This window comes from Actinomadura chokoriensis, assembly GCF_041463665.1.
In the GTDB taxonomy this organism is placed as follows: Bacteria; Actinomycetota; Actinomycetes; order Streptosporangiales; family Streptosporangiaceae; genus Spirillospora; species Spirillospora chokoriensis_A.
Genome location: NZ_JAXCEJ010000001.1, coordinates 185,931 through 207,340, shown reverse-complemented (window position 1 = coordinate 207,340; position 21,410 = coordinate 185,931). Strand labels below are relative to the sequence as shown.

General features: G+C 73.2%; 20 protein-coding genes and 1 pseudogene. 10 read left to right on the top strand and 11 right to left on the bottom strand.

The genetic code is table 11. From position 1 onward, the window contains the following. The first annotated feature begins 71 nt into the window (after positions 1–71). Complete coding sequence (locus SM418_RS01005) at positions 72–1,427, top strand: cytochrome P450 (protein ID WP_371938806.1); 1,356 nt, start codon at positions 72–74, stop codon at positions 1,425–1,427. Beyond that, a complete protein-coding gene (locus SM418_RS01000; protein WP_371938807.1) occupies positions 1,424–2,248 on the top strand; it encodes an SDR family oxidoreductase in 825 nt (274 codons plus the stop codon). The genes SM418_RS01005 and SM418_RS01000 overlap by 4 nt, the downstream gene beginning before the upstream one ends. Positions 2,249–2,251: 3 nt before the next feature. Here the strand turns inward: SM418_RS01000 and SM418_RS00995 are convergent, their stop codons facing one another. Then, entirely contained in the window at positions 2,252–3,121 is an 870-nt protein-coding gene (locus tag SM418_RS00995; protein WP_371939015.1) for an oxygenase MpaB family protein, read from the bottom strand. Positions 3,122–3,224: 103 nt separating this feature from the next. On the opposite strand from SM418_RS00995, the gene SM418_RS00990 reads away from it, so the two are divergent. After that, the gene (locus SM418_RS00990) at positions 3,225–3,845 is read left to right on the top strand and encodes a TetR/AcrR family transcriptional regulator (protein ID WP_371938808.1); all 621 of its coding nucleotides are present in this window, start codon (positions 3,225–3,227) and stop codon (positions 3,843–3,845) included. Between the two features lie 32 nt (positions 3,846–3,877). On the opposite strand, the gene lhgD is transcribed toward SM418_RS00990, so the two are convergent. From lhgD to SM418_RS00950, 8 genes are all read right to left on the bottom strand, one after another. Continuing rightward, entirely contained in the window at positions 3,878–5,065 is a 1,188-nt protein-coding gene (lhgD, locus tag SM418_RS00985; RefSeq protein WP_371938809.1) for an L-2-hydroxyglutarate dehydrogenase, read from the bottom strand. A 68-nt stretch (positions 5,066–5,133) separates the two neighbouring features. Further along, positions 5,134–5,325 (bottom strand): tail-anchor membrane protein, encoded by a 192-nt coding sequence (locus SM418_RS00980; protein WP_132192914.1) that lies wholly within the window; start codon positions 5,323–5,325, stop codon positions 5,134–5,136. A 324-nt stretch (positions 5,326–5,649) separates the two neighbouring features. Beyond that, positions 5,650–6,453 carry a histidinol-phosphatase gene (hisN, locus tag SM418_RS00975; protein WP_371939016.1) on the bottom strand — a complete coding sequence of 268 codons (804 nt, stop codon included), beginning with the start codon at positions 6,451–6,453 and terminating at the stop codon, positions 5,650–5,652. 989 nt (positions 6,454–7,442) lie between these two features. Further along, the gene (gene rsgA / locus SM418_RS00970; RefSeq protein ID WP_371938810.1) at positions 7,443–8,408 is read right to left on the bottom strand and encodes a ribosome small subunit-dependent GTPase A; all 966 of its coding nucleotides are present in this window, start codon (positions 8,406–8,408) and stop codon (positions 7,443–7,445) included. 57 nt (positions 8,409–8,465) lie between these two features. Then, a complete protein-coding gene (aroA, locus tag SM418_RS00965) occupies positions 8,466–9,785 on the bottom strand; it encodes a 3-phosphoshikimate 1-carboxyvinyltransferase (protein ID WP_371938811.1) in 1,320 nt (439 codons plus the stop codon). A gap of 111 nt (positions 9,786–9,896) precedes the next feature. Next, positions 9,897–10,625: an anti-sigma factor family protein gene (locus SM418_RS00960; RefSeq protein ID WP_371938812.1), complete on the bottom strand. Its 729-nt coding sequence runs from the start codon at positions 10,623–10,625 to the stop codon at positions 9,897–9,899. After that, positions 10,622–11,215: a sigma-70 family RNA polymerase sigma factor gene (locus SM418_RS00955; RefSeq protein WP_371938813.1), complete on the bottom strand. Its 594-nt coding sequence runs from the start codon at positions 11,213–11,215 to the stop codon at positions 10,622–10,624. The genes SM418_RS00960 and SM418_RS00955 overlap by 4 nt, the downstream gene beginning before the upstream one ends. A 110-nt stretch (positions 11,216–11,325) precedes the next feature. Beyond that, positions 11,326–12,210: a DoxX family membrane protein gene (locus tag SM418_RS00950; protein ID WP_371938814.1), complete on the bottom strand. Its 885-nt coding sequence runs from the start codon at positions 12,208–12,210 to the stop codon at positions 11,326–11,328. Positions 12,211–12,285: 75 nt separating this feature from the next. On the opposite strand from SM418_RS00950, the gene SM418_RS00945 reads away from it, so the two are divergent. Together SM418_RS00945 and SM418_RS00940 are read left to right on the top strand one after the other, a co-directional pair. Beyond that, positions 12,286–13,080 carry an SOS response-associated peptidase gene (locus SM418_RS00945; protein WP_371938815.1) on the top strand — a complete coding sequence of 265 codons (795 nt, stop codon included), beginning with the start codon at positions 12,286–12,288 and terminating at the stop codon, positions 13,078–13,080. A 53-nt stretch (positions 13,081–13,133) separates the two neighbouring features. Continuing rightward, entirely contained in the window at positions 13,134–13,463 is a 330-nt protein-coding gene (locus SM418_RS00940) for a TraR/DksA family transcriptional regulator (protein ID WP_371938816.1), read from the top strand. Here the strand turns inward: SM418_RS00940 and SM418_RS00935 are convergent. After that, the gene (locus SM418_RS00935; protein ID WP_371938817.1) at positions 13,460–14,260 is read right to left on the bottom strand and encodes a class I SAM-dependent methyltransferase; all 801 of its coding nucleotides are present in this window, start codon (positions 14,258–14,260) and stop codon (positions 13,460–13,462) included. The genes SM418_RS00940 and SM418_RS00935 overlap by 4 nt on opposite strands. Before the next feature lie 317 nt (positions 14,261–14,577). Between SM418_RS00935 and SM418_RS00930 the strand changes: the two genes are divergently transcribed. The 5 genes from SM418_RS00930 to SM418_RS00910 all read left to right on the top strand — a co-directional run bounded on the left by SM418_RS00930 (position 14,578) and on the right by SM418_RS00910 (position 19,748). Then, on the top strand, positions 14,578–15,183 hold the full coding sequence (locus SM418_RS00930; protein WP_443098354.1) for a sigma-70 family RNA polymerase sigma factor: 606 nt from the start codon (positions 14,578–14,580) through the stop codon (positions 15,181–15,183). After that, on the top strand, positions 15,180–15,476 hold the full coding sequence (rsrA, locus tag SM418_RS00925) for a mycothiol system anti-sigma-R factor (RefSeq protein WP_371938819.1): 297 nt from the start codon (positions 15,180–15,182) through the stop codon (positions 15,474–15,476). The genes SM418_RS00930 and rsrA overlap by 4 nt, the downstream gene beginning before the upstream one ends. A 22-nt stretch (positions 15,477–15,498) precedes the next feature. Continuing rightward, positions 15,499–16,449 (top strand): NAD-dependent epimerase/dehydratase family protein, encoded by a 951-nt coding sequence (locus SM418_RS00920; protein WP_371938820.1) that lies wholly within the window; start codon positions 15,499–15,501, stop codon positions 16,447–16,449. Between the two features lie 624 nt (positions 16,450–17,073). Continuing rightward, on the top strand, positions 17,074–18,420 hold the full coding sequence (locus SM418_RS00915; protein ID WP_371938821.1) for an HD-GYP domain-containing protein: 1,347 nt from the start codon (positions 17,074–17,076) through the stop codon (positions 18,418–18,420). Further along, complete coding sequence (locus SM418_RS00910) at positions 18,417–19,748, top strand: HD-GYP domain-containing protein (protein WP_371938822.1); 1,332 nt, start codon at positions 18,417–18,419, stop codon at positions 19,746–19,748. The genes SM418_RS00915 and SM418_RS00910 overlap by 4 nt, the downstream gene beginning before the upstream one ends. Before the next feature lie 17 nt (positions 19,749–19,765). Here the strand turns inward: SM418_RS00910 and SM418_RS00905 are convergent. Continuing rightward, positions 19,766–21,127, bottom strand: a pseudogene (locus tag SM418_RS00905) (bifunctional copper resistance protein CopD/cytochrome c oxidase assembly protein); the annotation flags it as partial. Positions 21,128–21,410 lie beyond the last annotated feature (283 nt).

The window sequence follows — 21,410 nt, the reverse complement described above, 5'->3', positions numbered from 1 at the left end:
TTACGGCCGTCCGTTAGGTTAGAACAAAGCAACAGAATTCGGTCTTTTGTTGCACGCCTCCCGGAGGGGTCATGACGAGCGTCCTCGCGCCGCCGCCGCAGGGCAGCGGCCTGAAACCGGTCCCCGGCGTGCCCGGCGTCCCCTACATCGGCAGCACCCTCGCCGTGATGCGCGACCCGATCGGGATGGCGCGGAAACGGTACGACCAGTACGGGCCCGTCGCCTGGGGGTGGCTGCTCGGGCAGCGCACCGTCACGGTCCAGGGGCCCGAGGCCGCCCAGGCCGTCCTGGTCAACCGGGACAAGGCGTTCGCGAACGGGCCCGCGTGGAGTACCTTCATCGGGCCGTTCTTCACGCGCGGCATCATGCTCCTGGACTTCGAGGAGCACCTGCACCACCGCCGCATCATGCAGGAGGCGTTCACCCGCCCCCGGCTCCAGGCGTACATGGAGGCGATGGCGCCCGGCATCGTCGCGGGCCTCGAGTCGTGGGAGCCCGGTCCGGGCTTCAAGGTGTACGACCAGATCAAGAAGCTCACGCTCGACCTCGCCGTCGACGTCTTCATGGGCATCGAACTGGACGACGCCGAACGCGCGCGGGTCAACGGCGCGTTCATCGACGCCGTCCGGGCGGGGACGGCCTACGTCCGCTTCCCCGTCCCCGGCCTGCGCTGGCACAAGGGCCTCCAGGCGCGCAAGGTGCTGGAGGAGTTCTTCTACCGCCACCTGCCCGCCAAGCGCCGCGACGGCGGCGACGACCTGTTCGCCGCTCTCTGCCAAGCCCAGACCGACGACGGCGAACGGTTCACCGACGAGGACGTCGTCAACCACATGATCTTCGCGCTGATGGCGGCGCACGACACCACCACCATCACGCTGACCACGATGTTCTACTACCTGGCCAAGTACCCCGAATGGCAGGAGCGGCTGCGCGAGGAGTCGCTGAACCTCGGCAGGCCGCGGCCCGGCTACGACGACCTCGACCACTTCACCGGCATCGACATGGTGATGAAGGAATCGCTGCGGATGGTCGCGCCCGTCCCGGCGCTGCCGCGCAGGGTCGTCAAGGACACCTCCGTCCTCGGCTTCCACATTCCGGCCGGCTCCCTCGTCGTGGTGCCGATGCTCAGCAACCACCACATGCCGCAGTGGTGGCCGGACCCGGACACGTTCGACCCCGAGCGGTTCTCCCCGGAACGCCGCGAGGACAAGATCCACAAGTACGCGTGGGCCCCCTTCGGCGGCGGCGCGCACAAGTGCATCGGGCTGTACTTCGCGGGTATGCAGGTGAAGACGATCCTGCACCAGGTTCTGCAGCGCTACCGCTGGAGCGTCCCCGCCCGCTACGAATGGCCGCTGGACACCACGTCCCTCCCCTCGCCGAAGGACGGGCTCCCCGTCCGGCTCGACCGCCTGGAGCAGCAATGAGCAAGGTCATCGCCATCACCGGAGCCGCGCGGGGGATCGGCCTCGCAACGGCCCGCGCGCTCAAGGCCGCCTCGTTCGACGGGCATGACGTCACGGTCGTCATCGGCGACATCGACGAGACCGCCGTCAAGGAGGCCGCCGAGTCGCTCGGCGTCACGGGCCTCGCCGTGGACGTCACGTCCCGCGAGTCGTTCACCGCGTTCCTCGACCGGGCCGAGGAGGCCGCCGGGCCGCTCGACGTGCTGATCAACAATGCCGGGATCATGCCGATCGGGCCGGTCACCGACGAGAGCGACGCCGACGCCCGCCGGTGCCTCGACATCAACGTGCACGGCGTGATGCTCGGCACCAAGCTCGCCCTCGGCCGGATGCTGCCCCGCGGTTCCGGCCACGTCGTCAACATCGCCTCGCTCGCCGGCGTCCTGTTCACCCCCGGCCTCGCCCTCTACAACGCCAGCAAGGCCGCCGTCGTCGGGTTCACCGAGGCGACCCGGCAGGAGGTGCGGGACCGGGGCGTGCACGTCAGCGCCGTTTTGCCGACGTTCACCAACACCGAGCTGGTCGCCGGGACGGCGAGCCCCAAGGGGCAGAAGAACTGCGAGCCGGAGGACATCGCCGCCGCCGTCGTCGAGGTGATCCGCAGGCCGCGCCCGCAGGTGGCCGTGCCGAAGAAGCTCGGCACGCAGGTCAAGGTGGGGGCGCTGCTCCCCGAGCGGCTCCGGCAGGCGGCGTCCCGCCGGCTCGGCCTCGACAAGATCTTCCTGGAGTACGATCCGGACGCCCGCAAGGAGTACGACGCCCGGATCCGCTCCGGCTCCTGACGCTCAGGCCCGCCGGGCCTTCCGGCGTGCCCTGGCCAGGGCACGGGCGCGGCGGGCCTGCGGCAGGTAGCGGACGGCCTCGGGCAGCAGCGGCCACGCCCGCCCGCCCGCCCGGACGGCCGCCGCGAACCGCCGGTAGCGGCGCTCGTCGGCGGCGCTCCACGGCAGCTCGAGCAGCTCGCGCATGCGCGGGTGCAGCCCGCCGACCGTGATGAACCGGGCGACCGCGTTCAGCGGCGGCGACACCGCCCGCCACACCGGCGCCGGCACCTGCTTCGGCCTCGGCAGGCCCTTGGTGGCGTAGCCGACGCCGTACCGGGCGGTCTTGTGCGCGACGATCTCCTCGTCCAGCATCCGCTTCCAGTACGCCTGGAACGCCTCCCAGTCCTCCGGCACGGCCCGGTCGCTGACCCCGTACATCCGAAACCACGTCTTGGACTCCTCGTAGATGCGGCGCTTCTCCGCCTCGCCGAGGGGCCTGATGAACGTCTCGATCGCGTACAGCATGTTGTCGAGGAAGGTCGCGTGCGCCCAGTAGTACGTCTCGGGGTCGAGCGCGTGGTAGCGGGTGCCGTCCGGCATCGTCCCCTTGATCTCGCGGTGGTAGTCGCGGACCTTCCGGCCCGTCTCGGCGGACCGCTCCGCGCCGTACACGGTGTCCAGGATCGGGCCGGCGGACCGCTTCAGCCGCGCGAACGTCTCGGAGAAGAACACCGAGTGGTCGAGGACGCCCTGGCCGAGCGCGGGGAGCATGTTCTGCAGGATCGCCGCCCGGGGGCCGACGAGGAGCGTCCGGGTGTCGCCGAAGTAGCGCCAGGTCAGCGAGCCCGGCCCGAGCGGGGCGGGGGGCTGCGTCTCGGCCTGGTCCGTCATGTGCACCGCCGCAGTGTGAGACAGAAGTACAATTTGACGATTATTGTAGCTCTGTCGCGTCCGGTGTCACGGACCGGGCGCCCGATCCGGCTAGGGTGCGGCTATGACGATGGACGTGCGGAGCGCGGAGGGGCTGGCGGCGCGGCTGGCGACGCCGGAGACCGCCGACGACCTCGACACCCGCATTTTGGACGCCGCGCTCGCGGAGTTCGAGACCTACGGGCTGCGCAGGGTCAGCGTCGAGGACGTCGCCAAGCGGGCCGGGGCCGCGCGCACCACCATCTACCGGCGGTTCTCCAACAAGGAGCAGCTGCTCCAGGCGGTGATCCTCCGCGAGTGCCACCGGTTCCTCACCGCGATCGCCGAGGCCACCGAGGACCTCGCCTCCGCCGAGGACGCCGTGGTCGAGGGGTTCGTGGTCGGGCTGCGCAGCGCCCGCACGCATCCGCTGATGACGCGCGTCCTGGAGAGCGAGCCCGAGGCGTTCCTCCCCCAGCTCAGCATGAACGGCGGCGCGGTGATGCTCGCCGCCCGCGACATCCTCGCCGACCGGCTGCGCCGTGCCCGTCCCGGCGGCGCGGAGGACCACAACACCGTCGCCGAGGTGCTGCTGCGGCTCGCCGTGTCGCTGCTGCTCGTCCCCGGCGGCGGCCTGGAGCTCGACGACGAGGACGCCATCCGCGCCTTCGCCCGCGACTACCTCACCCGCATGCTCCGACCCTGACCCCCGCGCGGCGACGTCCGCGAGCTCTGGGACTAGAGCCGCCCGGCGACGTGCTCGGCGATGGCCAGGGAGGACGTCGCCGCCGGGGACGGGGCGTTGCGGATCGTCACGACCGGGCCGACCCGCCCGATCCGGAAGTCGTCCACGAGCGAGCCGTCGGGGTCCACCGCCTGCGCGCGGACCCCGGCGGGGGCCGCGACGACGTCGTCCGCCGCCAGTTCCGGCACGAAGCCGCGCGCCTCGGCGACGAACGCGCGCTTGACCGCCGACCCGTACAGCTCCTTCGCGCCCGTCCGCCAGTGCCGCCGCGCCAGGCGCCGGAAGCCGGGCCAGCGGACCGTCTCCCAGAGGTCGGCCGGGCGGACGTCGCGCCGCCGGTACCCCTCCCTGGCCAGGGCCAGGACGGCGTTCGGGCCGATGTCCACCCCGCCGTCGACGCGGCGCGTGAAGTGCACGCCGAGGAACGGATAGCGGGGGTCGGGCACCGGGTAGATGAGGCCGCGGACCAGATCCGTCCGGGACGGGACGAGCCGGTAGTACTCGCCGCGGAACGGGATGATCGCCGGGGCCGGTGCGTCGCCGGCCAGCCGCGCCACCCGGTCGGACTGGAGCCCGGCGCAGACCACGAGCCTGTCGAAGACGAGCTCCTCGTGCGGGGACGCGACCGTGACGCGGTCGCCGGCCCGCCCGAGCCGGACGACCTCGAAGCCGAGCCTGACCTCGCCGCCGCCCTCGGCGACGTCGCCCGCGAACGCGCGGGCGACCGCCGGGAAGTCGACGATCGCGGTGGTGGGGGAGTGCAGCGCGGCCACCCCGGCGGCGTGCGGCTCGATCTCCCGCAGCCCGCCGCCCGCCAGGCGCCGCAGCCCCGGAACCCCGTTGGCCGTCGCGCGCCGCTCGATCTCGTCCAGGGCGGCCAGTTCGGACGCGTCCCGCGCCACGACGAGCTTGCCGCACTCCTCGTAGGGCAGGTTGCGATCAGTGCAGTATTCCTTGAGCAGGCCGATCCCGCGCCTGCAGAGGGTCGCCTTCAACGACCCCGGCGCGTAGTACAGGCCCGCGTGGGCGACGCCGCTGTTGTGGCCCGTCTGATGGGCCGCGACACGGTCCTCCTTGTCGAGGACCGTCACCCGCACGCCCGGACGCGTCTCGGTCAGCCGGCGCGCGATCGCCAGCCCGAGAATCCCCGCGCCGACGACGCCGACCCGTGTCTCCGCCATCCCCGCACCCTAACCGGGGGTGCGAGCCGGTCCCGGGGGACGACCCCCGGAACCCGGCGGCCGAGGGGTCAGCTCCCGAGGCGCTTGCGCCCCTGCGCGCGGACCCGCTTGCGCTGGGACGGGTCGAGCATCATGTACCCGACGAGCGGTGCGCCGAGGACGCCGAGGATGATCAGCGCGCTCAGCCACCACGGGAAGACGAACAGGGTCAGGAAGCCGACGACGACGCCGCCGATCACTACCTTGGTCTGGGTCGACATCTGGTACCTCCGTTTACGGGCCGCCCGACTGGAACGTCTCGAACCGCCGCCCAACTGGAACAACGGCCGTCCCGCGCCCGCTGTTCCACGATATGTCGCGAGTCGGGCGGATGGCCATGATGATCTGGCCCCGGCGGAAGTATGCCCAGCCCCCGGCGGTCGGAAGCGCGTGGTCAGATGCGCGTGGTCCAGATGCGCGTGATGCGCGTGGTCAGACGCGCGGCTGGGAGATGCGCAGGCTCAGATGTGCAGGGTCAGATGTGCAGGGTCAGATGCGCAGGGTCAGATGCGCAGGGTCAGATGCGCAGGGTCAGATGCGCAGGGTCAGATGCGCAGGGAGAGCTGGCCGCCGCCCAGGTTCCGCAGGACCTCGGCGTGCAGCTTGCCGTTCGTGCACACCACGCTGCCGCCGTCCGGGCCCGGCACCCCGGAGAGGTCGGTGAACATGCCGCCGGCCTCCTCCACGATGACCTGGAGCGCGGCGAGGTCCCACAGCGACACCTCGGGTTCGGCGGAGATGTCGACCGAGCCCTCGGCGACCATCATGTGCGACCAGAAGTCGCCGAACGCCCGCGTCCGCCACACCGACCGGGTCAGTTCGAGGAACTGCATGAGGCGGCCCTGCTCCTCCCAGCCGCTGAGGCTGGAGAACGACAGGGACGCGTCCGACAGCTCGCCGACCGCCGACACGTTCATCCGGGTGGCGCGGGTGAGGCTGCGTCCCGTCCAGGCGCCGCCGCCCCTCGCCGCCCACCAGCGCCGGTTGAGGGCGGGCGCCGACACCACCCCGACGACGATCTCGTCGTTCTCCATCAGCGCGATCAGCGTCGCCCACACCGGGACGCCGCGCACGAAGTTCTTCGTCGCGTCGATCGGGTCGATGATCCAGCAGCGGTTCCCGTACCCCGTCTTGCCGTACTCCTCGCCGAGCACCGCGTCCCGCGGGCGCGCCCGCTTGAGCGTGCCGCGGATCTGCTCCTCCACGCTGCGGTCGGCGTCGCTGACCGGCGTCAAGTCCGGCTTGGTCTCGACGCTGAGATCGAGGGCGCGGAAACGCCTGGTCGTGATGTCGTCCGCCCCGTCCGCCAGTACATGCGCGAGACGAAGGTCATCGGAATAGCCCGCCACGGCGAGCAACGGTACCCTGATCGCCCCCTGGCCAGACACACTTACCCGTGCCGTTCCGGCTTTTCGGTCGGCCGGACGTGGCGCGCCCGCCGGTTTCGGGGGACGGGTGGTGGCAGCATGGTGGCCATGCCGCACGACCTTCCCCCGTGGGTGACCGAGCTGACCGACCCGCGCCGGGCGGCGACGCTCGACGAGCTCGCCGACCGCCTCGTCCCCCTGGCAGAGCACGCCATCGACGTGTCCCGTCGGCTGCAGGCGCAGCTCAACGAGCTCAACGACCCGTTCAAACGCGAGGCGCTCCACGAGCGCGTGGAGCGGCTGAAGGCCCGGGCGGGCGAGGCCCTGGACGAGATCACGGCGGAGATCGCCGCGTCCGGGGAGGAGCGCATCGAACGGGTCTGGGCGGACTGGGCCGGGCGGGCCGCGCCCGGCGACCGCGGCGCCCGGGAGCGCGAGCTGCGCGGCCTGCTGGACCGCGACGTCGTCCCGGTGCTGTCCAGGCAGCAGCAGGACGTGGCCGGCGCCGTCGCCGACCGCACGTCCAGCGCGCTTGAGGACGCGACGCGGACGCTCCTCACCCGGGTGGAGGAACTGGCGCAGGCGGTCACCGACCTGATCCACGACGTGCTGCCGCTCGCCCGCGAGGGCCTGGCGCTGGCCGGCCGCATCTCGGCCCTGTCCGGTCAGGCGCGCAAGGCGGGCCGGGGGCCGATCCCGGACGAGCTGAAGGCCGCGGGCGCCGAGACGACCCGGGCGTTCGACGAGGCCGTGGCGCGGCTGGAGCTGGAATGGTCCGCGCTCGGCGCACGGTCCGCGACCGTGCGGGCGGCGCTGCGCGGCGCGGAGGAGAGCGCGTTCAGCCACGTCACCGAGGAGATGACCCGGTGCGTGGAGGAACTCGCGCCCCGGCACGTCAAGGCCCTCAACGAGGCGGAGGCAAGGCCAGGGCCCTCTTCGAGGAGTCGCGCGGCTGACCCGCGCCGCGCCCGCTACTCGGCGTCCGTCTCGCGGCTCGTGAGAAGGCGGCGCAGCGAGTCGAGGCGGGCCCGGGAGGCGTGGCCCTCGGCGACCCAGCCGTCCAGGCCGCAGTCGTCCTGGAAGTGGTCGCAGTGCGGCGGGCAGCGCTCGGCGGCACCCTCGGCCAGGTCGTCGAACGCGTTGATCACGTGCCCGGGGTCGACGTGCGCCAGGCCGAAGCTGCGCACCCCCGGGGTGTCGATGATCCAGCCGTCCGCGCCGGGCAGCTCCAGCGCGATCGCGGACGAGGAGGTGTGCCGGCCGCGCCCGGTGACCGCGTTGACGTGGCTGACGGCGCGCTCGGCGTCCGGGACGAGGGCGTTCACCAGGGTCGACTTGCCGACGCCCGAGTGGCCGACGAGCACGCTGGTGCGGCCGGTCAGGTGGCCGCGCAGCTCGTCCAGGCCGCCGCCGCGCCGGGTCACCGCGTAGGGGACGCCGAGGGGCGCGTACTCGGCGATCAGCGCGCCGGGGTCGGCGAGGTCGGCCTTGGTGAGGCAGAGCAGCGGGTCCATGCCGGCGTCGTAGGCGGCGACGAGCTGCCGGTCGATCATGCGGGGGCGCGGCTCGGGGTCGGCCAGCGCGGTCACGATGACGAGCTGGCCGGCGTTCGCGACGATGATCCGCTCGAACGGGTCGGTGTCGTCGGCGGTGCGGCGCAGCGCGGAGGTGCGCGGCTCCACCCGGACGATGCGGGCCAGGGTGTCGGTCGCGCCGGACACGTCCCCGACCAGCGCCACCCGGTCGCCCACGACGACGCCCTTGCGGCCGAGCTCGCGGGCGCGCATCGCGGTGACGGCGCGCTCGTCGCCGGTGCCGGGGTCGACCAGGCAGCGGTAGCGGCCCCGGTCCACCGCGGTCACGAACCCGGGCGAGGCGTCCTCGTGCGCCGGGCGGCGGCGGGTGCGCGGCCGCGTCCCGCGGCGGCCGGGCCGCACCCGGACGTCGTCCTCGTCGTAGTCGTGCGCTCGTCGAGCCAGTGTCCGCCCCTGCCGTCAGGCGGGCGCCAGCATCGACGCCCACTGCCGAGTGAAGTTCGGAAGAGTCTTGCCCACGGTGCCTGGATTCTCCACTTCGATGCCGGGAACGGCCAGGCCGAGCACCGCCGCCGCCATCACCATCCGGTGGTCGTCGTAGGTGTGGAAGACGCCGCCGCGCAGCGGGCGGGGACGGATCTCCAGGCCGTCCGGCAGCTCGGCGGCGTCGCCGCCCAGGCCGTTGATCTCGGCGACCAGCGCGGCGAGCCGGTCGGTCTCGTGGCCGCGCAGGTGCGCGATGCCCGTCAGCCTGGACGGGGAGTCGGCCAGCGCGCAGAGCGCCGCGAGCACCGGGGTCAGTTCGCCGACCCCGCGCAGGTCGGCCCGCAGGCCGCGGAACCCGCCCCGGCCGCGGACCGTCAGGCCGTCCGGGCCGTGGGTGACCTCGGCGCCCATCTCGGTGAGCAGGCCGCGCAGCGCGTCGCCCGGCTGCGCCGTCTCGGCCGGCCAGTCCGGCACGGTCACCCGCCCGCCGGTGACGAGCGCGGCGCCGAGGAACTGCGCCGCGTTCGACAGGTCCGGCTCGATCACCCAGTCGCGGCCCTCCAGCGGCCCGGGCGCGACCCGCCAGGCGTTCTCGTCCGTCTCGACCGCCGCTCCCGCCTCGCGGAGCATCTCGACGGTCATCGTCAGATGCGCCCCCGACGGCACCGGCGGGCCCTCGTGCCGGACCTCGACGCCCTTGTCGAAGCGCGGCGCGGCCAGCAGCAGCCCCGACACGAGCTGGGACGACCCGGACGCGTCGATCACGACCTCGCCGCCGTTCACCGACCCCGTCCCGTGCACGGTGAACGGGAGCGCGCCCCGCCCGCCGTCGTCGATGCCGGCGCCGAGCGCCCGCAGCGCGGCGATGATCGGGCCCATCGGCCGCTCCCGGGCGCGCGGGTCGCCGTCCACGAACACCTCGCCGGACGCGAGCGCCGCGACCGGCGGCAGGAACCGCATCACCGTCCCGGCCAGGCCCGTGTCGACGGTCGCCGGACCCCGCAGCTCACCCGGGACGACGCGCCAGTCGGCGCCGGCCTCGGGAGACGGCCCCCCGGGCGCCCCGGCGACGGCCGCGGGGGCCTCCTCGGTGATCCCGACGCCGAGCGCGCCGAGGGCGGCGGCCATCAGGTCGGTGTCGCGGCTGCGCAGCGGCCGGACGAGCCGGCCGGGCGCGGCGGCGAGCGCGGCCAGGATCAGTGCCCGGTTGGTCATCGACTTCGAGCCGGGCAGCGGCACGGTGGCGTCCACCGGGACGTGCGCCACCGGGGCGGACCAATGCGGAGAGGGCATGTCCCAAGGTTATCGGCCCGGGACGGGTCACCGGGGCGTGTCGCCAGGACACCTCACAGGGGGGCGGCTGGCAGGGGGCGGGTCACAGGGGGCGGCTCACAGGGGGGCGGCTCACAGGGGGATGGTGAGCAGCGTCCCGCCGTCGTCCAGCATGACGGCGAAGTGGTCGATCTGCCGCCGGTCGAGGCCCGTCCCGCCCTGCATGGTCAGCGGCTTGGGCTGGCCCGGCACGCCGTAGCCCTTGTCGGGGACGCGCCAGCCCGCGACGACGCTGCGCTCGCCGTCCCGCGACACGGCCTCCAGGTGGCACCGCAGCGGCCCCTTGATGCCGCGCAGCTCCAGGTCGACCTGCGTGCCCCAGCCCTTGTCGACGAGGCCGACCGTCCCGGACGCGCCGGTGCTCGCGTCCGTCGCCTGGAACTTCTGGACCGTGACGGACTGCGCCACGGGCGGCGGCGGCTTCGGGGCGCCGCCGTCGTCGCCGTTCAGCGCCGCGCCGACCGCGACGCCCGCGCCCAGCGCCGCCGCCGCGGCGGCGGTGCCGACCACGTACGCGCCGCGGCGGAACCGGCGGTCGGCCCGCCGGCTGCGCCGCATCATGTCGATCACGGGGGCCGGGGATGGGGAGGGCTCGTCCTCCTCCGCGGCCGCTTCGGAGCCGGGCTCGACGGCCCCGGGCCCGAGCTCGAAGAGGGCCCGCGCCGTCCCGGACAGCTCGCCCAGCTCGGCCCGGCAGCGGCCGCACCCGTGCAGGTGCGCCTCGAACGCCCGACGATCGCCGCCTTCGAGAAGGCCCAGCGCGTAAGCGCCGACGTCGGTGTGCTCGATCTGGGAACTCATGAGGTCACCCCCCTCTCCTCCAAGGCGACGCGCAACGCGCGCAGCGCGTAGTACACGCGGGACTTGACCGTCCCCACCGGGATGCCGAGGTACTCGGCGGCCTGGTTCACCGTACGGTCGCGCAGCACCGTCTCCGTCAGCGCCTGCCGATGCGCGGGGGAGAGGGACTCCAGCGCCTCCGTCACGACGACCTTGCGCAGCAGGCCGTCCATCTCGTCCGCCATCGGGAGGTTCTCCAGGGGGCCGTCGCCGACCTCCGGCGGCCTGACCTCGCGCTGCCGCCGGTTGTCGATCACGATACGCCGGGAGACCGTGGCCAGCCACGGCATCAGCGAGGACGTCCGGTCGTCCAGCCGGTCCGCGCTGCGCCACGCCCTGATCATGGTCTCCTGCACCACGTCCTCGGCCCACTGGCGGTCACCGCCGGTCAGCCGGAGGACGAACGCGAGGAGGGGCCGATGGTACTCGCGGTACAGCTCGGCGACGATCTCTTCGTCGCCGGCGGCCGAAGGCGGCCGTGCCGTGCCGGGGCGGCGGAGCAGGCTGCGCAACCCGCCGGGCTGGCGACCGGTCGATCCGGGAACTGCCATGGCCGGGGCGTCTCCGTGGGGGTGAATGCGGGCGGTCACCTGGCAGTACGGGACCGCCCCGCCTCCCGGTTCAACGGCTTTGAGGGTCTTTTAAGGTTCTCTTCGGGAAGTCAGCGCTTGACGGCCTCCAGGACCTTGCCCGCCTGGACGGCCGTGCCCGCCTTCACCGTCTTGCCGGCCTTCATGGCTTTCGCGGCCTGAGTGGCGGTGCCGGCCTTCACGGACTTGCCGGCCTTCGCGGCTTTCGCGGCCTGGGCGGCGGTGGACGCCTTCGCGATCTTTCCGGCCTTCGCGGCTCGTGCGGCCTGAGCGGCGGTGCTCGCCTTCACGGTCTTGGCGGCGCTCCTGCCGGTGGTCTTGCCCGCGACCTTGCCGATCTTGAACATGCCGCCGGTCTTCGGGCCCGCCCTCCTCGCCTTGCCGGCCTGCTTGGCGGCCTTCCGGCCGCCCTCCGCGCGGGCGATCCGCACCTGGCGGGCGGCCTCGCGGCGGGCGTCGCGCAGCGTGGCGGCGGCCTCGCGGCGCATGGCCTTGGCCTCGGCGCCGCTCCTGATCTGCGTCTCGCGGACGGCGCGGCGCAGCTCCGCCGTGCGGGGCGGGCGGCGCGGCTCGGTCGCCGACATGAGCAGCGCGCCGAACAGCGCGGCGTTCTTCAGCAGGTGGGAGCGCTCGTTCGCGCGGCGCTCGGGGTCGTCCTCGGTCCAGTAGCGGTGCTCGGTCGCCAGCGCGGGGATCAGCTGCGCGGCGAGCAGCAGCGTCGTCAGCCGGCGGAACCTGCCGGTCAGCAGCAGCGCGCCCGTGCCGAGGCTGAGCGCGCCCTCGATGCGGACGAGGGTCTCGGGGTCCTTCGGCATCCATTCGATCCGCTCGGCGACGGGCTTGACGGCCGGGCCGACCTGCTCGGCGCGTTCGCGCGGGTCGCGTATGGCGTCCAGGCCGGTCATGATGTACGGCGCCGCCACGAGGGGGCGGGCCAAGGTCGTGAAGGGTCGCATGAACGGCTACATGCCCAACGCGTGGCGGCTCAAGCGCGCCGCCCCGCCGTCGGCGGCTCGTGGTCTGATGGGACCATGTGCGGACGCTATGCCACCACCCGGGCGCGTCAGGAACTGCTGGACGAGTTCCAGGTGCAGTTCGACGCCGTCGACGGGGAAATCCAGCCCGACTACAACGTCGCCCCGACGAAGCAGGTCCCGGTCGTCCTGAACCGGCGCCCTAAGGACGCGCCCGAGGAGGAGCCCGCGGTCCGCCAGTTGCGGACCGTGCGCTGGGGGCTCGTCCCGTCCTGGGCCAAGGACCTCTCCATCGGCTCCCGCATGATCAACGCGCGGTTCGAGACGGTGCACGAGAAGCCGTCGTACCGCCGCGCTTTCGCCCGCCGCCGCTGCCTGCTGCCCGCCGACGGCTACTTCGAGTGGTACACGGTCCAGGGCCAGGGCGACTCGCCGGACCCCGCGCAGGGCGAGAAGAAGGCCAAGAAGAAGCCGCTGAAGCAGCCCTATTTCATCCATCCGAACGATGGCGCGATCATGGCGATGGCCGGGCTTTACGAACTGTGGAAGTCGCCCGAGGACGAGTGGGTGTGGACGTGCACGGTGATCACCACCGACGCGCCCGACGATCTCGGCCGCATCCATGACCGGATGCCGATGATCGTCGAGCCGGACCGCTGGGACGCCTGGCTCGACCCCGAGTTGACCGACACCGAGCGGGTCCGCGGCCTGCTCGTGCCCGCGATGGCCGGGACAATGGACGCCTACCCGGTGTCCAAGGCGGTCAACAGCGTGCGAAACAACGGGCCGGAACTCATAGAACCGGCGAATTCCGGGGATGATTTCGGCGACCATTCCGACAGTTTGTTCTGACCGCAGCGGCCTGGCGGGGAGGGGCCGCCCCAGCGGGAGGAGTTCGCACGATCGTGAACACCGCCGCCGCCCGTTCCCGCCTCGAGGCCATGCTCGCCGATCTGGACCGTTCCATCCTCATTCTCCGCGGCGAGACCCCCGAACGCGACGGCTCGGCCGCCGATGCCGGCGCCGGGCTCACCGCACACGACCGCGTCGAGGCCGCGCTGGCCTCCCTCCAGCGCCATCGCGGCGCGGTGGCCGCCGCCCTGGAGCGGATCGGCGCCGGCACCTACGGCCGGTGCGTCGACTGCGGCGAGGCCGTCCCGGACGGCCGCCTGGAGGCCCGCCCGGACGCCGCCCGCTGCATCACCTGCCAGGCCGCGCACGACCGCAGGCGCTAGCGAACCCTGCGCGCGCTCGCCAGCAGGTGGATCCCCAGGGACTCGTCGGTCCGGGGGGCGTTCAGCTCCGTCCGCACCAGGCGGGAGAGCGCGCGCGGGGACTCGGCCAGGACGTGCTCGACCGTGGACGGCGAGAGCACGGTGCGGGGCCTGATCCACTCGACGTCCAGGCCGGCGTCGGCGAGCAGCTCGCGGAGCTGGTGGGACGAGAAGGAGCGGGTGATCGTCCCGTCCGGCCAGGGGACGAGGACGACCTCGGCGCTCGGGACGTCCGACAGGTGCGCCCAGTAGTTCCGCTCGGCGAGCAGCGCCAGCCCGAGGGTGAGGGAGTCGACGCAGAGCAGGACCCGCCCGCCGGGCCGCAGCACGCGGACGATCTCGGCGACGGTGGCCTCGGTGGCGAGGTGCCGGGACAGCACGCGGTTCTCGGCGACCACGGCGTCCACGGAGGCGTCGGCGAGGTAGGGGAGCGTGCCGGAGTCGCCGATCAGCGGGATCGTGCCGCGCGCGGGAGGGCCCGGTTCGTCCTTTGGCGCGCGGCCCGGACGGCCCGGGTCGCGCACTTCCAGCACCGTGTGGCCGGCGCCCGCGGCGCGGCCCGCGGTGCGGCCCTGACCGCCCGAGACGTCCAGGACGCGCGATGGCCTGCGCGGCAGCCAGCGCAAGAGCTGGGCGTCCGCCACCGCCCGATAGAACGACCAGTAGCGCGCCAGGGAGTCTCCGGCCGCGCCCGCGGAGGTGTCGCGCAGGCTGGCGATGGTGAGCTCGGAAGGTCGCGCCGAAGGCACGGAGTGCACCTAATGCTCCTGTTCTTGCCGTATATGAGATTCCTTCCCCGTCCGGGGCCGGTCATCACCCTGAGTGATCCGGCGCAGGGAATCGGACCGGGAATCGGCGGGGCCGTTCCGGTGTTGCACCGTCTCACAGTGAGCGACCACGGAGGTGCAAGCCGATGACCACAGCCGTCGCGGATCAGCAGCGGAGAGCCGGTACGGCGGCCTCCCGCGGCGACGCGCGGGCACCCGTCCGCGTCGGCAGGCCGCGCGGACCGATATCGTCTGTGGAACACGGCGCCGCCGGCCGAGCCAGGGCCACGGGCGCCACAGCCGAGGGGGTGGGTCAGGTACCCGGCACCACGGAGACCGTGGAGCAGCGCCAGGAGCGGTTCCAGCGCGACGTGCTCCCGTTCTTGGACCAGCTGTACTCGGCCGCGCTGCGCATGACGCGCAACCCGGCCGACGCCGAGGACCTCGTCCAGGAGACCTTCGCCAAGGCGTTCGCGTCCTTCCACCAGTTCAAGGAGGGCACGAACCTCAAGGCGTGGCTCTACCGCATCCTGACCAACACGTTCATCAACTCCTACCGCAAGAAGCAGCGCCAGCCGCAGCAGGCCGCCACCGAGGACATCGAGGACTGGCAGATCGCGCGCGCCGAGTCGCACACCTCCAGCGGGCTGAAGTCCGCGGAGTCCGAGGCGCTGGAGCACCTGCCCGACTCCGACGTCAAGCGGGCGCTGCAGGACCTGCCGGAGGAGTTCCGCATCGCCGTCTACCTCGCCGACGTCGAGGGCTTCGCCTACAAGGAGATCGCCGAGATCATGGGCACGCCCATCGGCACGGTGATGTCCCGACTGCACCGCGGCCGGCGCCAGCTCCGCGGCATGCTGGAGGACTACGCTGAGGAGCGCGGCCTCACCCGGGCCGGCAGGGGGTCAACATGAGCTGCGGCAACCACCACGAGACGCCTTGCGACGAGGTACTGGCGCGGGTCTACACCTATCTCGACGGTGAGCTCGACCAGGGCGGCTGCGGCGAGGTCCGCGAGCACCTCGACGAGTGCGGCCCCTGCCTGCGCGAGTACGGCCTCGAAGAGGCCGTCAAGAAACTGGTGAACAAGTCCTGCGGGTGCGAGCAGGCCCCGACGGACCTGCGCGCCAAGGTGCTCGGCCGCATCGAGGAGATCTGCGGCGAGATCAAGTCGACCGGCGGCGCGGACCGGTCCGGGAGCGCCTGAGCGCTTCGGTATCGTGCCGGGGGTGCTAGCACTCGTCACCGGCGCGGCCGGATTCATCGGATCCCATCTCGTCGACCGGCTCCTGGCGGACGGCCACCAGGTCATCGGCGTGGACGACATGTCGTCCGGCGCGAACGTCCGTCCGGGTGCGGAGCTGTGGGAGATGGACGTCGCCGATCCGGCGCTGGTGAAGCGGGCCGCGGCGCGGCGCCCCGAGGTGATCTGCCATTTGGCCGCGCAGGTCAGCGTCCGCGTCAGCGTGTCCGACCCGCTGGCCGACGCCCGCACGAACGTGATCGGCACCGCCAACGTGCTGGAGGCCGCGCGCGCGGCCGGCGGCCGCAAGGTGGTGTTCACCTCCAGCTGCGCGGTGTACGGGGTGCCGGACGCGCTGCCCGTCCCGGCGGACGCCGAACTGCGCCCCGCCTCCCCGTACGCGGCCTCGAAGGTCTCCGGCGAGGTCTACGCGGCGATGTACCGGCGGCTGCACGGCATCGACTTCACGACGCTGACGCTGGCGAACGTCTACGGGCCGCGGCAGACGCCCGAGGGCGAGGCCGGCGTCGTCTCCATCTTCACGGACGCGCTGCTGTCCGGCCGTCCGACGAAGGTCTACGGCGACGGCACGCAGACCCGCGACTACGTCTACGTCCTGGACGTGGTGGACGCGTTCGCCCGCGCGGCCGGGGACGCCGGCGGGGGGCGCCGCCTCAACGTCGGCACCGGCCTGCAGACCACCGACCGCGACCTGCACACGCTCGTCGCGAGGGCGGCGGGCGCGCCCGACGAGCCGGAGTTCGCCCCGTCCCGGCTGGGTGATCTGCCCGCGATGTCCGTCGATCCGCGGGCGACGCGGGAGGCGCTCGGCTGGGAGCCGGGGGTGTCCCTCGCCGAGGGCCTCGCCGAGACCGTCGCCTGGGCGCGCGAGCGGAACGCCGCGCGCGGCTGGTCGGAACGCCCATCGCGCGGATGATCGGAACGCCCATCGCCCGGCGTGCGGCTGAATTCGGATGCGCACTCCAAAACACGGGGGTGTCGCATTGTGGCCATTTCCTTAGGGTGAGTCTTTTTCATCCAAGAGGTACGGTACGACGTACCATCGCGGTCGGCGGGCGGGATAAAGGGCGGGATTGCTGGACGCCTTCGCTGGTGCACGTGCATTCAGGTGTGCACCAGTATTGTGCGCTTACGTTGAGTGCTTTAACCCCGCGAATTGATCACCTATGGTGACGGTCGCTTCACACTTTGCTCAGATTTTCCCTCACGCGTGTGTGACCTGGGCAGTTCGCGTTAGGCTTGTGCCGAAATCAGCGACGGGAGCGCGTGCCCACCGATGCAATTCGGGGTATGTGCTCGCCCGGGAAGGCCGGGTCCGCGCCCGGCCCGATGGCCGGCCGCGAGGCCGGGACGGCCCGGTTCGGCGGGGGGAGGCAAGGAGCCATGCTCAAGAGTGTGTCGCCGGCAGGACTCGGCCGGCGCCCGAGCGCCTCGGCGTCGTCGTTGATGCTGACCAAGGGCGTGTCCTGGGTCTAGGCGCCGGCAGGCGCACAGCACCCCGGCGGCGGCCCGCCATCTCGTCACTCCCCGAGGGGCGGCAATGCGTGGACTTCCTCTCGCTGCCTGGGCGTACGTCTGCGGTGTGGTGGCCCTCGCGGCCGGCCTCATCGCGACGTCGTCCTTCGCGGAGCTGGACTGGGGCAAGCTGGCCGTGCTGGCCCTGCTCTTCCTCGTCTGCGACTCGGCGCCCGCGCGGCTGAACGTCGAGCGCGCCAGGGTGTCGCTGAGCTTCGCCGCGAGCCTGGCCTCGGTGGTGCTGCTCGGCCCGGTCGGCGCCGCGCTGCTCGGCCTGGTCGCCGTCGTCACCGGGCAGCGCATCTTCGCCCCGGTCAAGCGGATCTTCAACGGCGCGCAGTTCGCGCTCAGCGGGTTCATCGCCGGGACGGTGTTCGACCTGCTCGGCGGCGCCCGCTTCCACCCCGGGCAGACCCGCTGGGTGGAGAGCGTCATCGGCCCGTTCCTCGGCGCGCTGGTCACCTTCGTCCTGGTCAACCTGGCGCTGACGGCCGGGGTCCTGCTGCTCAGCCGGCAGGCCGCGCCGCGCGAGCTGCTGCGCGAGGGCCAGCTCGCCGTCGGCTGCCTCGGCTACGGCATGGTCGGCCTGCTGATCGCCGGGCTCTGGCCGCGGGTCGGCCCGTTCGCCGCCGTCCTCGTCCTGCTCCCGCTGTTCATCGCCCGGTGGGCGATGGACCAGGCGTACGCGCAGCAGCAGGCGCACGCCGCGACCCTCGCCGCGCTCTGCCAGGCGGTCGAGACCAAGGACTTCTACACCCGCGGCCACTCCGAGCGCGTCTCCCGGGGATCGGTGATGATCGCGCAGGAGATCGGGATGCGCGCCGACCGGGTGGAGGCGATCCGCTACGCCGGGATGCTGCACGACGTCGGCAAGCTCGGCGTCCCCACCAAGGTGCTGCAGAAGAACGGTCCGATGACCGAGGAGGAGTTCGCCGCGATCCAGCTGCACCCGATGCGCGGGCTGGAGATCGTCCGGGAGATCGGGTTCCTGGACGAGGCGCTCGCCGGCATCATGCACCACCACGAGAAGATGAACGGCCGCGGCTACCCGATGGGCCTCGCCGGGGACGAGATCCCCGAGTTCGCCCGGGTCATCTCGGTCGCCGACGCGTTCGACTCGATGACCTCGACGCGCTCCTACCGGGCGGCCCGCAGCATCGAGGCGGCCGTGGCGGAGCTGCGCCGCGGCATGGGCGACCACTTCGACCCGGAGATGGTCGAGGCGTTCCTGCGGGCGCTCGACCGCGACGGCTGGGAGCCGCCCGAGCCCGTCGTCCTGCCGGACGACGACGTCGTCGAGACCACCCAGCAGGACCACGACGACCCGAGCGCGCCGCTGCGCGTCACCGGCGACGGGGTGCGGCACCAGTGACCGCCGACCGGATCCCCGCCCGGGAGCGGGCCGCGTGGCAGACCATCGACTCCGGCCAGCTGCTGCTGATCGCGACCGCCGGGCTGTTCGCCGTCGTCGCGATCACGCAGGTCGCGGCGGTCGGCCTCCACCAGCCCGACATCGCGATCATCTTCGGTGTGCTGATCGCGCTCGGCGAGCTGTTCCGCATGGTGATGCCCGGCAACCGGGAGGTCGCGCCGATCGCGAGCGCGGGCGCGATGGGGTACGCGCTGCTGGTCGGCGTCGGCCCCGAGGGCGCCGCGCCGGGCGAGCCGCTCGGCGTCGTCCCGGCCGAGCACTCCGCGCTGCAGGTCGTCGCGGTCACCGCGGTCGGCATGCTGGTCGGCTCGCTGCCGCACATCGCGGTCGGCCGGACGCCGCGGCCGGACGCGATGGCGCGCCGGCTGTTCACCGTCGCGCTCATCGCCCTGTGCTTCCGGCCGTTGCTCTCCCTCGACCTCGCCTGGTACCTGCTGCTGGCGGTGATGGGCGTCGTCGTGATCGCGTCCTGCTTCACCGACCTGCTGATCGCCGCGATGATCCGGGCGGAGACCGTCCGGTCCCGGTTCGGCATCGCGCTGCGCGACGAGGTCGAGGCGAACATGGCGCTGTGCGCGGCGACCAGCGCCACCGCCATGCTGATCGCGGTCGCGACGACCGCGATGGGCCAGGCCGCGCTGCTGATCTTCACGGTGCCGATCCTGGTGACGCAGTTCGCGTTCCGCCGGTACGCCGGCATCCGCGCCACCTACCTGGAGACCGTCCGCGCGCTGTCGCGGGTCACCGAGGTCGGCGGCTACGTGGAGGCCGGCCACTCGCGGCGGGTGGCCTGGCTCGCGGTGGCGATGGGGCGCGAGCTCGGCATGGCCGAGGAGGAGCTGCTCGAACTGGAGTACGCGGCGCTGATGCACGACATCGGGCAGCTGTCGCTCGGCGACCCGATACCGGGCGGCGCGACCGTCCTGGCGTCCCCGGCCGAGCAGCGCCGCATCGCCGAGCTGGGCGCCGAGGTGATCAAGCAGACCGGGGTGCTGGACCGGGTGGCGCACATCGTGCAGCTGTCCTCGCACCCGTACCGGACGGGCCGCGAACCCGTCGGCGACCCGGCGGAGCGGCCGATCCCGCCGCCGCTCGCCGGCCGCATCATCAAGGTCGCCAACGCCTACGACGACCTCGTGGGCGACTCGGCCGACCGCGACCGGGGCGCCGCCGTGCTGGAGCGGCTCCGGCTCGACTCGGCCGCCGAGTACGACCCGACGGTCGTGGAGGCGCTCAGCCGCGTCGTGGACCGGCGGCTCCGGCAGTAGATCCCGTGCGCGGCCGTGACGACGGCCGCGGCCGTCCACAGCAGCAGCGCGCCGAGGCGCTGGTCGTCCAGCGGTGACGGGCCCCACCGGCGGCCGAGGTCCTCGTACCAGCCGCCGAGGACGGTCCCGTCCCGCATGAGCGCGACCCCGGCGATCACGTGCAGCGGCAGCATCGCCGCCGGGACGAGCGTCCCGGCCGTCCCGTGGAAGTACGCGACCCCGATGACGAGGAAGGCGACCATCGCGAGCGAGTGGAGCGCGTGGTTGCTGAGCGACGGCGGGAACAGCGGAGACACGTACCAGGCGTAGAGGCCGAGCAGGAGCAGCGCGGACGAGACGGCCGGATGGCTCAGCATGCGCAGGCCGCGGCTGCCCGCCGCTGCGGCGAGCAGTGCCCGGCCCTCGCCGCGCATCGCCTTGAGCGCCAGTTTCACCGGAGCCCCGTACAGCAGGAGCAACGGCGCGACCAGCCCGACGAGGACGTGCTGGACGGCGTGGGCGCTGAACAAGACCATGCTGTAGCGCGCGATTCCGCTCGCGGTGGCGAGCAGCAGGACGAGCAGCCCGCCGGCCCACGCCGCGCTCCGCCGCCACGGCCAGCCCGGCACGCGCGCGACGCCCACCCCGTACAGGACGGCCCCGGTGACGATCAGCGCGAAGAACAGCGGATCCGGCCACCAGTTCAGCAGGTACGGGCCGATCCCGGCGGGACCGGGCAGCGGGAAGCCGAGCCGGAGCGCGACGACGTCCAGGGTGTCCGGGGCGTTCTCGGGCGGGGGCGTGCGGGACAGCCCCGTCGCGAGCGCCATCGTCGCGGTCATGACGAGGATCTCGACGGTGCCCAAGCGCAGGAAGGGACGCCGGCCCGTCCCGTCCCGCAGCGCGGGGATCGTGGCGCGCCGGTGCCACCAGCCGATCGCGCCGAGGACGGCGAGCGCCGTGCCCTTCGCCACGACCAGCATCCCGTAGCGCGATCCGAGGTGGACGCCGCCGAGCCGCACCCAGGCGTTCACCGCGCCGCTGACCCCGACGACGGCGAACGCCACGGCCGCGAGCGTGCTGTACCGTCCGACGACGCGGGAGACACCGTCCTGGACGTCCGGCGCCACGGTGACCAGCGCGACGAGCCCGCCGATCCACAGCGCGACGCCGAGCACGTGGGCGGCGAGGCTGCAGACGGCGAGTGCGTGGTCGGCGGCGCTCGCGGCGTGCCCGGTGAACAGCGGCGGCAGCAGCGCGGCCAGCGCGCCCGCGAGCAGGTACCCGGCGCCGCCCGCCGCGCGGGGCAGGCCCGCCGCGACCGCGAGGCCGACCGCCGCGGCGAGGACGAGGAGCAGCGCCCGTCCCTGCGGCAGCTCGATGACGAGCGTCCGCACCATGTTCCCCGTGACGCCGCCGAGCCCGACCCCGAACAGGTCGAGGACGGTGAAGACGATCAGCGCCAGCGTGCACAGCGCCCACGCCAGCGCGGTCAGCGAGGCGGCGCGCAGGCAGCGGCGGCCGGTGGCGGACGTCCCCGGCACGAACACGGCCGCGACCAGCAGCCAGCCGACGGTGAGGACCGCGGCGACCTGGCCGCCGAGCTTCGCGACCGACAGGCCGATCTTGGTCAGCGCGCCCGCCTGCGACAGCCCCGGGGTCGCGGTCTCGCTGAACGCGCCG

Excerpts from the sequence above, each read along its gene's own strand:
- rsrA (WP_371938819.1), top strand. The coding sequence starts at position 15,180 with ATGAGCTGCGGCAACCACCACGAGACGCCTTGCGACGAGGTACTGGCG.
- SM418_RS00960 (WP_371938812.1), bottom strand. The coding sequence starts at position 10,625 with ATGAGTTCCCAGATCGAGCACACCGACGTCGGCGCTTACGCGCTGGGC.
- SM418_RS00990 (WP_371938808.1), top strand. The coding sequence starts at position 3,225 with ATGACGATGGACGTGCGGAGCGCGGAGGGGCTGGCGGCGCGGCTGGCG.
- SM418_RS00945 (WP_371938815.1), top strand. The coding sequence starts at position 12,286 with ATGTGCGGACGCTATGCCACCACCCGGGCGCGTCAGGAACTGCTGGAC.
- SM418_RS00995 (WP_371939015.1), bottom strand. The coding sequence starts at position 3,121 with ATGACGGACCAGGCCGAGACGCAGCCCCCCGCCCCGCTCGGGCCGGGC.
- SM418_RS00955 (WP_371938813.1), bottom strand. The coding sequence starts at position 11,215 with ATGGCAGTTCCCGGATCGACCGGTCGCCAGCCCGGCGGGTTGCGCAGC.
- SM418_RS01005 (WP_371938806.1), top strand. The coding sequence starts at position 72 with ATGACGAGCGTCCTCGCGCCGCCGCCGCAGGGCAGCGGCCTGAAACCG.
- lhgD (WP_371938809.1), bottom strand. The coding sequence starts at position 5,065 with ATGGCGGAGACACGGGTCGGCGTCGTCGGCGCGGGGATTCTCGGGCTG.
- SM418_RS00915 (WP_371938821.1), top strand. The coding sequence starts at position 17,074 with ATGCGTGGACTTCCTCTCGCTGCCTGGGCGTACGTCTGCGGTGTGGTG.
- SM418_RS01000 (WP_371938807.1), top strand. The coding sequence starts at position 1,424 with ATGAGCAAGGTCATCGCCATCACCGGAGCCGCGCGGGGGATCGGCCTC.
- SM418_RS00950 (WP_371938814.1), bottom strand. The coding sequence starts at position 12,210 with ATGCGACCCTTCACGACCTTGGCCCGCCCCCTCGTGGCGGCGCCGTAC.
- SM418_RS00980 (WP_132192914.1), bottom strand. The coding sequence starts at position 5,325 with ATGTCGACCCAGACCAAGGTAGTGATCGGCGGCGTCGTCGTCGGCTTC.
- aroA (WP_371938811.1), bottom strand. The coding sequence starts at position 9,785 with ATGCCCTCTCCGCATTGGTCCGCCCCGGTGGCGCACGTCCCGGTGGAC.